General features: G+C 72.5%; 7 protein-coding genes. 1 reads left to right on the top strand and 6 read right to left on the bottom strand.

Going from position 1 to position 12629, the window contains the following annotated elements:
* Positions 1–16 precede the first annotated feature (16 nt).
* The 3 genes from ACFYXC_RS36935 to ACFYXC_RS36925 form a co-directional block, all read right to left on the bottom strand.
* Complete coding sequence (locus ACFYXC_RS36935; RefSeq protein WP_389556970.1) at positions 17–1786, bottom strand: PP2C family protein-serine/threonine phosphatase; 1770 nt, start codon at positions 1784–1786, stop codon at positions 17–19.
* 208 nt (positions 1787–1994) lie between these two features.
* Positions 1995–2462 carry an anti-sigma regulatory factor gene (locus tag ACFYXC_RS36930; RefSeq protein WP_389556968.1) on the bottom strand — a complete coding sequence of 156 codons (468 nt, stop codon included), beginning with the start codon at positions 2460–2462 and terminating at the stop codon, positions 1995–1997.
* Between the two features lie 329 nt (positions 2463–2791).
* Entirely contained in the window at positions 2792–3964 is a 1173-nt protein-coding gene (locus ACFYXC_RS36925; protein WP_389556992.1) for a PP2C family protein-serine/threonine phosphatase, read from the bottom strand.
* Positions 3965–4120: 156 nt separating this feature from the next.
* Here ACFYXC_RS36925 and ACFYXC_RS36920 point away from each other — a divergent pair, with 156 nt between their 5' ends.
* On the top strand, positions 4121–4600 hold the full coding sequence (locus ACFYXC_RS36920; RefSeq protein WP_389556967.1) for a MarR family winged helix-turn-helix transcriptional regulator: 480 nt from the start codon (positions 4121–4123) through the stop codon (positions 4598–4600).
* A gap of 182 nt (positions 4601–4782) precedes the next feature.
* Here ACFYXC_RS36920 and ACFYXC_RS36915 read toward each other — a convergent pair whose 3' ends face one another.
* The 3 genes from ACFYXC_RS36915 to ACFYXC_RS36905 form a co-directional block, all read right to left on the bottom strand.
* Positions 4783–5163, bottom strand: coding sequence for an STAS domain-containing protein (locus ACFYXC_RS36915; protein ID WP_389556965.1), 381 nt, complete (start codon positions 5161–5163; stop codon positions 4783–4785).
* A 208-nt stretch (positions 5164–5371) separates the two neighbouring features.
* Complete coding sequence (locus ACFYXC_RS36910) at positions 5372–7795, bottom strand: SpoIIE family protein phosphatase (protein ID WP_389556991.1); 2424 nt, start codon at positions 7793–7795, stop codon at positions 5372–5374.
* A gap of 192 nt (positions 7796–7987) precedes the next feature.
* Positions 7988–12265 (bottom strand): HAMP domain-containing protein, encoded by a 4278-nt coding sequence (locus tag ACFYXC_RS36905; RefSeq protein WP_389556963.1) that lies wholly within the window; start codon positions 12263–12265, stop codon positions 7988–7990.
* Positions 12266–12629: the final 364 nt, after the last annotated feature.

Genomic DNA, 12629 nt, shown 5'->3' with positions numbered 1-12629 from the left:
CGGCGGCTGAGCCCGCTCAGCGGGACAGCTCGGCGGGACGGCTCTGCGGGGGCCGCGCCATCTCGGCCGCCCGGCTGTGCAGATGGCACAGCAGAAGACACACGTCGTCGTCCCGCTCGGAGTCCTTGAGCAACGGGTTGAGGAGCAGGTCGGCCGAGCCGTCCAGGTCCGCGTCGAGATCGGCGGACCGGAACGTTCCCAGCGCCGCCGCGAGACGCCCGATGCCGGGGTCTATCCCCTCGGCACGCCGTTCGACCAGCCCGTCCGTGTAGAGCGCCAGCGTCGAACCGGGCGTCAGAGTCATGGTGTGGTCGCGGATCCGCTGTTCCACCGGGATGCCCAGCATCGCGCCGGGCTTGGCGTCGAGCGTGTGCACCTGCCCGTCGGGGGTGCGCAGCACGGGCGGCGGATGACCCGCCGCGGCCCAGGTGAGCGTCGGGTCGTCGGGGTGGAAGCGTGCGATGACGGCCGTCGCGTACAGGTCGGGCTGCAGATGGTGCAGGAAGATGTGCAGCCGGGTGAGGAGCTGGCCCGGGGTGCCGCCGTCGACGGCGTAGGCGCGCAGCGCCGTGCGGAGCTGGCTCATCATGACGGCGGCGTGCAGTCCGTGTCCGGTCACGTCCCCGATCACGGTGATCAGGCTGCCGTCGGGCTGGCGGAAGGCGTCGTACCAGTCGCCGCCGATGTTCAGACCTCTGGTGGCCGGCAGATAGCGCGCGGCCAGCTGCAGCCCCGGAGTGGCGGGCAGGTCCGTGAGCAGCGCCCGCTGCAGCGTCTCGGCGATGTCGCGGTTGTGCTCGAACCGCCGGGCGTTGTCCAGCGCGATGCCGGCCCGCCGGGTGAGTTCGATCAGCATGACGGCGTCGTCGGCGTCCCAGCGGACTCCCGACGGCGCGAGGGTCAGGACCCCCAGCGCCGTCCGCCGTGCCGACAGCGGAATGCACAGCAGGGGCACCGAGGGATACGCCGCCGAGGGGGGCCGGTCGTCCACGCCGGGCAGTCCGCCCGGATGGTCGGCGGCGTACTGCGGGCGTCCGCTGCGGGCCGCGGTCACGGCGGCGGCCGGACGGGGCACGCTCGGCACCTCCTCCTCCCCGCCGTCGAGGAGCCACACGTCGACACTGCGGGCGTACTCGGGGACCAGGAGGCTCCGCAGCCGGCGGACGATCTCGTCGTGGTTCAGCGAGGCCGTCAGGACGGCGCTGGCGTCGGCCAGGAACGTCAGCCTGCGGCGGGCGGTCTCCGCCTCCGTCCGCGCCGCGCGCTCGGCGGCGAAGAGCTCGCGCTGGGCCTGGCCGGCCGCGTCCAGCTCGGCGTGCAGGGCCAGCACACCCTGGTTGGTCTGGTGCAGTTCCTCCCGGTGGGAGGTGACCAGGTCCTCCTGCTCGGCGAGCTTCTCCAGTACCAGGGCGGTGTCCTCGTCGGCGCCCAGCAACCCCTCGGCCAGCGTCTCGGGATCGTCCGCCGCGGGCACGGTGTCCGCCGCGTCCCCGCCGTGGGGGCAGGCGACCGTCATGTGCCACGGTGGTCGCCGCTCGGCGCCGGTGTCGTCGCACGAGGTCACGACGGCCCGCAGCAGACCGTCCTCGGACGGAGCCGGGGCCGCCTCCAGGTCCAGCCTCCAGGTGCCGCCCTCGACGAGGCACTGGTGCAGGTGGGCGCTGAGGGCGGCCGTCAGCCGGGTCCGCTCCAGGCCGGGCACCCCGTACGCGGCCGCCAGGCGGGCCGTGTCGATGCGGGCCCGGGCGGCGTCGGTGACGGTGGTGATGTGCCAGGTGCGAGTCATGGTCTGCGATCCGACGGAGTGGGGGCCGGTACGGCGACGGCGGCGTCGTCCCGCACGGGCCGGGCGGGGCTGCTCGTACCGGACACCCCGGGGGCGGCGGTCACAGCCGGGGCGGAGGACGCGGGACCCGCGCCGACGGGCGGAGCCCATCGGCCGGACGGGCCACCGGCTGCCGGCGCTCGCGCGGGTACGTCCCGGTCGAGCGGCCTCACATCCCCTCGCGCGGACGCGGCGCACGGGGCGGACGCGGTGGTGGCGGCGGGCCGCCGGCCCAGCAGGTCACCGTGACCGTCGTCCCCTCGCCGGGGCTGCTGTCGACCGAGAACTCGTGCACCAGCCGCCGGGTACCGCCGAGCCCCATTCCCAGCCCGCCCCTGGAGGCGTGCCCGTCCCTGAGCGCCTGGTCGAGGTCCGCGATGCCGGGGCCCTCGTCCGCGAAGGCCAGCCGCAGCCCCCGGGCCGGGCCGTCCGTCAGGCAGGCCGACTCCATCGTGCCGCCTCCGCCGTGCACCAGCGTGTTGCGCGCCAGCTCGCTCGCCGCGGTGACCAGCTTGGTCTGCTCCACCAGGCCGAAGCCGAGCCGCGCCGCCGTCCGCCGCACATGCTGCCTGACCCGCACCAGGTCCAGGTCCGAACGGATCGGCAGGCAGGCGTGGACCCGGCCGGCTGTCTGCATGACGGGCTCTCCTGGCGTGGGCCGCCGGGGCGGGACGTCTGGGGTCGTGGCCTGCGTACGGGCGGATCACCACGCGGACGCGTCGCCGGTCGCCGGGCCCGCGACGGCGGACCCCGGCCCGCCGGGGGCGTACGCCAGGGGCTGCTGTACTGCCGTTCCGTGCTCCGGCACTGCTTCTCTCCTCGTGTGCTGCTCATCGCCCGGGTTCGCCGGGGACGACGTGACAACGATCAAACCATTGCCGGACGGCAACTGTATCGGGGGTCCGGGGTCGCGCAACACCGCACCCCGAACGGGGAGTTCCCCCCGCAGTCCCACCCGGCGCGGACTCACGTCGCCGGAATGCCTCCGTACCAGTCGAGACAGGCGACCAGCGCGTCGTCGTCCGGTTCGGGCCCGCCACGGTGTCCGGTCAGCTCCCGCAGGATCGCCCCGGGGACCTCGGCCGCCGGCACCAGGCTGGTGGACGTGATGGCACGGGCCAGCGCGCGTTCGCCGTACACCTCGCCGCCGGGCCCCGCCACGGCGTGGACGCCGTCGCTGACGAAGATGAGCCGGTCGCCCGGCTCGATGACGAACTCCTGGGCGAAGTAGTCGGTCTCCTCGAACATGCCCAGCGGAAGCTGCGCCTCGAAGTCGACGGCCGTCACGGTCCTGTCGCGCAGCCGCAGCATCTGCGGCGAGCCGGCGTCGACGACCCGCAGACGGCCGGTGGACAGCTCCAGGTCCAGCATCAGCACGGCCAGATGGGCGTCCCCGCGGTAGTGCGCGTACACCGCCTGGTCGGCGAGGGCGGCCTGGTCCGCGAGCGGGAGGCCGGCCCTGCGCGCGTTGCGCAGCGCGTTGACGCCCAGGCTGGTCAGCAGCGCGGCCTCGATGCCCTCGCCCATGCCGTTGGTGATGTACAGCGCCAGATGGTCGGCCGTGGCGGACCAGTCGAAGTTGTCGCCGAAGACGGCGTAGGCGGGCTCCAGCTGGGCGCCGAGCGCGTACTCGGGCCGCGCGCAGGAGCGGGCGGGCAGCAACTGCCACTGCATCTCCGCCGCGAGGGTGAGCCGGTCCTTGCGCCGTGCCTGCAGATACAGGTCGGTGTCACGCTCGGCGACGATCACCTCGTGGCCCAGCACCTCCGCCACCTCGGCCAGTTCGGCCGCGCCCTCGGCGGCCGCGTCCGCCGAGGGCAAGGTGACGGACAGGACGCCCAGCCTGTCGCCGCGCACGGTGACGGGCAGGTGGACGCGCACCGCCCCGCCGGGGCAGTCCTCGGTGACCGGCTCCTGGGCCCCGAAGGCCCGGCCCGCCGGACCGGTGTGTATGGGCAGCGGGGGCAGGGTGAGCGGCAGGGTGGACACCGGCTGCAACAGGGTCAGTCCGTAGTCGGCCATGAAGAGTTCGACCTCCTCGGCCGCGTACTGGCCGCGCAGCACGTCCCGGACCGCGTCCAGCAGCTGGTGCGGAGCGGCGGAGCGCAGCGCGCGCTCGGCCGCGACGAATCTGTTCACCAAGTCGGGTACGCCGTTCTCTGCGTGTCGGCGGCCGGATGTCCGCGCCATGGGGTGCCCGGTGCCGGGCGTCTTTCCTGTTCCGGGCCTGCCGGGAGCACGGGCGGCGCCGGCGGGCGGGCTGACATCGCCCGAGAAGCCTGCGAGAGTGGCAGCGTGACTTCCTCCTCCGCGCGTCCCCGGCCCCACGAGGTGGCGCCGGTGGCCGCACAGGCGGCGGAGCTGCTGGAGGTCCTGTGGGGGCGCGCCTCCACGGCGCCCGTCTCGGCGTCCCAGCTGCGGGTGCTGTTCATCCTGGAGCACCAGGAGGGCATCAACCTGCGCACACTCGCCGATGCCCTGGGGTCCACGCCTCCGTCGACCAGCCGGCTGTGCGACCGCCTCCAGGCCGTGGGGTTCGTCGAGCGCCGGCCGGGTGCGACGAGCCGCCGCGAACTGCGGCTGTACCTGAGCCGCCGAGGACGGACCTTCCTCGGCGACCTGCGGTCCCGCCGCGAGCGGGCGCTGGAGTCCGTGCTGGAGCAGATGCCCGCCGCCCGGCGGACCCAGCTGCTGCAGGGACTCGTGGCGTTCTGCGCCGCCGCGGCGGAGGAGATCCACGAGGACGGCACGGTCACCGGCGCCGCGACGGCCTGACCGCCCGCACTGCCGCGCCCGGCGCACGGGTCGGTCCTCGTCGTCACATGCATCCGGATCCCTTCCGCGCCTCGGCGCTGCCCACTTTCTTGCTTCTGACCATTGTTGTCAAACGGCAAGTGTCAGGTATGAGTGTGCTCCGCCCTTTCCCCGGTGGGACGGCGGAGCGTGTCGGACGGATCTCAGGCGGAGTCGCCCTGCTGCTTGTCCACCAGGGCGAGCGAGTCCTCGACGCTGTCCGAGACCGGCACGGTGATGCTCACACCGGTGAGATCGAGAATCCGGCGCACGGCCGGCGCCGGCGCGATGATGTGGACGCTTCCCCCCAGTTCCCGGGTCTGCTGGTACGCCCTGATGATGATGTTCATGCCGGACGAGTCCATGAAGGGGACGGCCGAGAGCTCCAGCAGGAAGTGGCGCCGGCCGTGCTGGAACTGGTTCGCCAGGTGATGCTGCAGTCCGGTCGCCGTATCGATGTCCAGATGCCCCTCGACCGTGAGCAGGACGACGTCCTCGCGAGGCAGGGTGACCTCGACGGACAACGGGTTCTGGGCTATGGACACAAGTACCTCCCACAAAGCAGCAATGATCTGGCCCGGCTACCCCCGAACGCGGATCCGATGCCTTCGATCACCGGCATGGCGGTGTGATCCAGCTCTCGTCGCCCTGCTCGTCCGGCCCACCGGAAGGGCAGCCCTGTCCCTCGTCGCCCATGCACCGCACCTACCCCCGCGCAGGTCCCGCATGCGGGGGCGTCACGCGAGTGGGGGACTACGACACCCGGATGCCCACGATGCAGGTGTCGTCGTCGGTGTCCGACCTGCTGTAGGTGAGGAGCCGGTCCAGCTGCTGGTCGAGCGTGCACGGCGCCGCCCGGACCGTGGTGAGCAGCTGGGTCATGGACTCCTCCATCGTGCGGTCCCGGCGCTCGATCAGACCGTCCGTGTACATCAGCAGCGTGTCGTCCACCGCGAGCTGCACCTCGTCCTCGGTGTACGTCACCTCGGGCACGGCGCCCAGCAGCAGGCCCTTGAGCCGGGGCAGGGACACCGCCTCCGCGTCCCGCACCAGCACGGGCGGCAGATGACCGGCCCTGGCCCAGCGCAGCGTACGGGTCTGCGGGTCGTAGATGCCGCAGACCGCCGTGGCGGTGATGGAGCCCGTCAGATGGTGCGCCACGCTGTTGAGCCAGGACAGCAGCTGGCCGGGACCCGCGCCCGTGACGGCCAGTCCCCGCAGGGCGTTGCGGAGCACGACCATGCTCGTCGCCGCCTCTATGCCGTGACCGGCCACGTCACCCACGCACAGCAGCACCAGACCGGACGGCAGCACGACCGCGTCGTACCAGTCGCCGCCCACCAGCTGCTCGGTCTCGGCGGGCCGGTAGCGGACGGCCACGTCGAGCCGGGGAGCCCGCAGCGGCGCCTGCGTCGGCGGCATGATGGCGTGCTGCAGTTGCAGCGTCAGCCGGTTGCGTTCGGCCGCCTGCTGCTCGGAGTGCGCGAGCTGGTCACGCGTGGCGGCCAGCGCCACCTCCGTCCAGTGCTGGGCCGAGATGTCCTGGTAGGCCCCGCGCACCACGAACGGCCGTCCGCCGGCGTCGAGCACCGGCTCCGCCACCACCCGGATGTGCCGGGTGACCTCGTCGGGGCGCTGCAGCCGGAACGCCGCGGACGCCGCCCGCCGGTGATGCAGCAGCGTGCGCAGGAAGCGGCCGATGGCGACGGCGTCGTCCGGGTGCGCGTGCAGCGCCAGCTCCTCCAGCGGTACGGGACCGCTCGACGGCGGCCTGCCGTACAGGCTGAAGAGCTGGCCGTTCCAGGTGATCTCACCCGTGACGAGGTTCTCCTCGAAGCCGCCGATGCGGCCGAGGCGCTGTGCGTGCTGGAGCAGGCTCGCCAGCCGTGCCGTCTCGTCCTCGATGCGCCAGATGAGCAGCACGCTGTTGCCGTGGCGGCTGATGCTGATGTCGGCCACGGCCGCCAGCGGCACCTGGTCGACGAGCGCCGTGAGGTTCATGCGCTGCGCGCGGAACGGCTCCCCGGTGGCGTAGACGCGCTCGACCCGCTGGAAGAGCTCGCTCTCCCCGGCGGCCATCGGGTATGCCTCGAGCAGCAGGGCACCGCTGATCAGACCGCGCGGCCGGCCGGCCGGGTCGAGGAAGCGGCTGTTGACATGGTGGATGTGGAAGTCCACCAGCTGTCCGCCGTCGGTGTAGGGGACGAGGACCAGCGCGGGGTCGTGCAGTCCGTCGGCCAGATCCACCAGTTCGGCGGCGTCCGGCATGACCCGGGCCTCGCTGACGCTGTCGCCGCCGTTCACGAAGGCGTACGTCTCCAGGGTGTGGGCGCACAGCTCCGCCAGCGCCTCCACCTGCCGGATCACCTGCGGCGACTGGGGCGGCAGGGGAGCGGCCCAGACGACTTCGAGGACGCCGTGGACGCGCCCTCCGGCGCCGGCGGGGAGGGCGGCCCTGCCGCCGTCCGGGTAGTGGTGCTGGCCGATGGAGGGCAGGCCGGTCTCGGCGAGGGAGCCGATCCACTGCCCCGCACGCTCGGTGAGGCTCGTACGGGCCACCGTCGTCACGCCGGGGGGCACGTAGTGCCACCGGGCCGCCTCCGCCGGGGAGAAACCGGCGCTGCCCGCCAGCGTCAGCGAGCCGTCGGAGCGAGCGGTCCAGATGGCCACCGCCACCGCGCCGAGCGGCGTCAGCGCGTGGGTGAAGAGGGAGTCGGCGACGGCCTGGGTGTCCGGGGCCGCCAGTGCGCCGCTCTCGGCCTCCCGCAGCCGCACGGCGGCCGAGCGCGCGCCCTCCTCGCGGGCCGCGGCCCTGGCCGAGGCCGCCGCGGCGGCCGTGGCCTCGGCGTCCTTCGCGCCGGCCAGGAAGGCGCCGGTCATGTCCGACAGCCGGTCGCGGGCGGACTGGTTGATGACGTCGACGGCGAGTTCGAGCGGTGTCACCTTGGCCTGCTCGGCGAGTGCGGCGAGCTGTCGGGCGGCCTCGGCCGGGCCGCAGCCCAGCCGTTCGACCAGGATGCCCTTGGCGAGTTCGATCAGGGCCCGCCCGTCGGCCTCGGCCTGCGCCGCCCGCACCTCGCGGCGCAGGCGCTCCACCGTGGCCGCCAGCTTGCCCACCGGGTAGCGGGCGTCGAGGGTGGTGTCGCGCTCGTCCGCGGGCAGGCCGTCGCCGTCCACGGCGATCTCCGTGCCGGTGCCGGTGCCGGTGTCGTCGGCCTCGGACGCGGGGTACGACGCGTCGTCGGCCGGATCCGGGCGACGGTGTTCAGGATGGCTCACGATGCTGTTGCTCCTCGGCTGGGATGCCCGTGCGGGCGGGGCGCGGGGACGGCGCCCGGCCGGCGCGCACGCACGGCCGGGCGCCACCCCTCACGCGGGCAGCCAACGGCGGACGCAGGCGATGAGGTCGTCGGTGTCGACCGGTTTGGTGACGTAGTCGCTCGCACCGGAGGCGAGACTCTTCTCCCGGTCGCCGGGCATCGCCTTCGCGGTGACGGCGATGATGGGGAGCTGCGCGTACCGGGGCATCTTGCGGATCTCGGCCGTGGCGGCGTAGCCGTCCATCTCCGGCATCATCACGTCCATCAGGACGAGCGCGATGTCGGGGTGGTTGACCAGCGTCTCGATGCCCTTGCGGCCGTTGTCCGCGTGCAGCACGTGGAATCCCTGGAGCTCCAGGATGCCGCTCAGCGCGAAGAGGTTGCGCGCGTCGTCGTCGACCACCAGGACCGTACGGCCGAGGAAGGCGTCCTCGACGGCCCGCGGCGCCTCGGCCCGCGGCTCCTCCGCGCGGGCCAGGGACGGCACGTCCCCCAGTTCCTCGGCGGACAGGTGCAGGGCGATGCGCTCCCGCAGTTCGTCCAGGCTGGACAGGAACTCCAGGGCGCGGGTGCCGGAGCGGGCCTGGAGCGCCTGCTCCTGCGCCAGGTCCGCGCGATGACCGCTGTGCACCAGCACCGGAACGTTCGCGAGCGCGGAGTCGCCCTGCATCGCGTCCAGGAAACGCGGCGCCTCGCCGCTCGGCATGCCGAGTTCGAGGACGACGCAGTGGCAGGGGCCCGCGGCCAGCGCGCTCGCCGCCTCGTGCGCCCCTGAGGCGGTGATGACGTCGACGGTGCCGCGCGGGTCACCGGCGTCCTGGCCGCGGGTGACGTCCGAGACGGCGCTCTCCGCGACGAGGGTCAGCAGTCCGCGCTGCCGCTCCTCGACGACGAGCAGCCGGCGCCGCGGGCGCCTGGCCGGGGCGGCCGGACCCGGGACCGGGACGCTCGCCTCGGACTCCTCGGAAGGGGCGGTGCCCGGCGGAAGCTCCGGGGCGCGGTCGCCGATCACCAGGTTCTCGAAGTCGGGGCGGGCCACGGGCAGGAACAGGGTGAAGGTGCTGCCCTGCCCCGGTGTGCTGTCGACGGTGACGGCGCCGCCGAGGAGATGGGCGATCTCCCGCGTGATGGACAGGCCGAGGCCGGTGCCGCCGTACTTGCGGCTCGTCGTCCCGTCCGCCTGCTGGAAGGCCCCGAAGATCGTCTCCAGATGCTGCTCCGGGATCCCGATGCCGGTGTCCTGCACCCGGAAGGCGACGATGGTGCCGCCACGGAACACGCCGGTGGGCACCTCGTGGTCGGCCGCCGGTTCGATGCGCAGTTCGACGCCGCCGTGCTCGGTGAACTTGACCGCGTTCGACAGCAGGTTGCGCAGGACCTGGCGCAGCCGGGAGTCGTCGGTCAGCAGGTCGGCGGGCGCGCCGGGCGCCGTGCGCACGGTGAAGTCCAGGCTCTTCTGTGTCGTCATCGGCCGGAAGGTGGCCTCCACGTACTCGAGGAGCTGGCGCAGCGGCACGACCTCGGGAGTGACGTCCATCTTGCCCGCCTCGACCTTCGACAGGTCGAGGATGTCGTTGATCAGCTGCAGCAGGTCGGAGCCCGCGGAGTGGATGATGCCGGCGTACTCGACCTGCTTGGGGGTGAGGTTGCGTGACGGGTTCTGGGCGAGGAGCTGGGCGAGGATCAGCAGGCTGTTCAGGGGGGTGCGCAGCTCGTGGCTCATGTTCGCCAGGAACTCCGACTTGTACTTGGAGGCCAGCGACAGCTGCTGGGCGCGCGTCTCCAGTTCCTGCCTGGCCTGCTCGATCTGCAGGTTCTTCGCCTCGATGTCGCTGTTCTGCGCCACCAGCAGCGAAGCCTTGTCCTCCAGCTCCTCGTTCGAGCGCTGGAGTTCGTCCTGCTGGACCTGCAGCTCCTCCGAGCGGGCCTGCAGTTCGGCGGTCAGCCGCTGGGACTCGTCGAGCAGTTCGTCGGTCCTCGCGTTGGCGACGATGGTGTTGACGTTGACGCCGATGGTCTCCATCAGCTGGCCGAGGAAGTCCAGGTGGATCTGGGTGAAGCGGGTGACCGAGGCCAGCTCGATGACTCCCAGCACCTGGTCCTCGACCGCGATGGGCAGCACCACCAGGGCGGTCGGCACCGTGTGGCCGAGGCCCGAGGAGATGGACACGTAGTTCGGGGGCAGTTCGTCGACGGTGATGGCGCGGCGGCTGCGCGCGGCCTGGCCGACCAGCGAGCGGCCGAAGGAGATGCGCTCGGGACGGCCCTCCTCGTCGGGCCAGCCGTAGGAGCCGACGAGCCGCAGCCCGCTGCCCTGCGCGCTCTCCTCCGCGAGGTAGAACGCGCCGTACTGGGCCGAGGCGAGGGGCGCGAGCTCGTCCATGATGAGCTCGGCCACCACCGACAGGTCCCGGTGGCCCTGCATCAGTCCGGAGACCCGTGCGAGGTTCGTCTTGAGCCAGTCCTGTTCCTGGTTGGCCCGGGTGGTCTCGCGCAGGGACTCCACCATGGAGTTGATGTTGTCCTTGAGCTCGGCGACCTCGCCGGACGCCTCGACGGTGATCGAGCGGGTCAGGTCGCCCTCGGCGACGGCGCTGGCGACCTCGGCGATCGCGCGCACCTGCCGTGTCAGGTTCCCGGCCAGCTCGTTGACGTTCTCCGTCAGCCGCTTCCAGGTGCCGGACACGCCCTCCACCTCGGCCTGGCCGCCGAGCCGGCCCTCGCTGCCGACCTCGCGGGCGACGCGGGTGACCTCGGCGGCGAACGCGGAGAGCTGGTCGACCATGGTGTTGATGGTGGTCTTGAGTTCGAGGATCTCGCCGCGGGCGTCGACGTCGATCTTCTTGGACAGGTCGCCCTTGGCCACCGCCGTCGTCACCAGCGCGATGTTGCGCACCTGGCCGGTGAGGTTGTTGGCCATCGAGTTGACGTTGTCGGTGAGGTCCTTCCAGGTACCCGCCACGTTCGGGACCTGGGCCTGTCCGCCGAGGCGTCCCTCGGTGCCGACCTCGCGGGCGACGCGGGTGACCTCGTCGGCGAAGGCGGACAGCGTGTCGACCATCGTGTTGATGACGTCAGCGAGGGCGGCGACCTCGCCCTTGGCCTCGACGGTGATCTTCTGCGAGAGGTCGCCGCGGGCGACGGCCGTGGCGACCTGGGCGATCGAGCGGACCTGACCCGTCAGGTTGGAGGCCATCACGTTGACGTTGTCGGTGAGGTCCTTCCAGGTGCCCGACACCCCGCGGACGGTGGCCTGTCCGCCCAGGTTGCCCGCGGTGCCGACCTCGCGGGCGACGCGGGTGACCTCGTCGGCGAAGGCGGACAGCTGGTCCACCATCGTGTTGAGGGTCTCCTTCAGGGCGAGGATCTCGCCGCGGGCGTCCACGGTGATCTTCTGCGACAGGTCGCCCCTGGCCACCGCGGTCGCCACCTGGGCGACGTTGCGGACCTGGGCGGTGAGGTTGCCCGCCATGAAGTTCACGGAGTCGGTGAGATCTCGCCAGGTGCCCTTGACGCCCTTGACGTCCGCCTGTCCGCCGAGGCGTCCCTCGGTGCCGACCTCGCGGGCGACGCGGGTGACCTCGTCGGCGAAGGCGGACAGCTGGTCGACCATCGTGTTGATGGTGTTCTTGAGTTCGAGGATCTCGCCGCGGGCGTCCACGGTGATCTTCTGCGAGAGGTCGCCCTTGGCCACCGCGGTCGTCACCTGGGCGACGTTGCGGACCTGGGCGGTGAGGTTGCCCGCCATCAGGTTGACCGAGTCGGTGAGGTCGCGCCAGACACCGCCGACGCCGGGCACCTGCGCCTGTCCGCCGAGGCGTCCCTCGCTGCCGACCTCGCGGGCGACGCGGGTGACCTCGTCGGCGAAGGCGGACAGCTGGTCGACCATCGTGTTGACGGTCTCCTTCAGCTGCAGGATCTCGCCCCGCGCCGGTACGTCGATCTTCTGGGAGAGGTCGCCCTTGGCCACCGCGGTCGCCACCTGGGCGATGTCGCGGACCTGGGTCGTGAGGTTGCCGGACATGGCGTTGACCGAGTCGGTGAGGTCGGCCCAGGTCCCGGAGACGCCCGGCACCTCCGCCTGTCCGCCGAGGGTGCCCTCGGTGCCCACCTCGCGGGCGACCCGGGTGACTTCGGAGGTGAACACGGACAGCTGGTCGACCATGCCGTTGAAGACGGTGGCGATGTCGCCCAGGAGCCCGTCCCCGTCGTCCGGCAGACGGGTGCCGAAGTCACCGTCCCGCACCGCCGTCAGACCGGCCAGCAGCTGTCGCAGCTCCTGGTCGCCCGGCGTGCGGTCGACGGCGTCGGTCGTCTGGCTGGTCATGCGCACCCTCGTTCCATGCCGAAGAGGTCCCTCGGCGGAGGGACTCGGAACTTCAGGCCCACTGCCGGACCACGCCCTCACCCAGGGTCCCGTTGTCCGGGCCCGTCGGCGGGGAAATACGCCGCAGGCTAACCCGTGAGTGTAGTTGTGAACAAAGTGTGGTGCCGAAATCGCCACAGCGGGGACAGGACGAGGTCAGACCGGGAGTGGACCGGGCACACAGGGGGCGTTCACGGGGTGCTGCGCGCTCGGGGCGCACGAACGCGTCCGCCGTCGCGGTCCGGTGAGCGGGGGCTCCTGGGACCGCGACGGCGGACTCGTTCTCCGGCGCAGGGGGAGGCGCCGGTTCTCCGGCGTGGGGGGA

Source organism: Streptomyces sp. NPDC002701, assembly GCF_042889045.1.
Taxonomy (GTDB): domain Bacteria; phylum Actinomycetota; class Actinomycetes; order Streptomycetales; family Streptomycetaceae; genus Streptomyces.
This window is presented reverse-complemented; position numbering and strand designations above follow the sequence as displayed.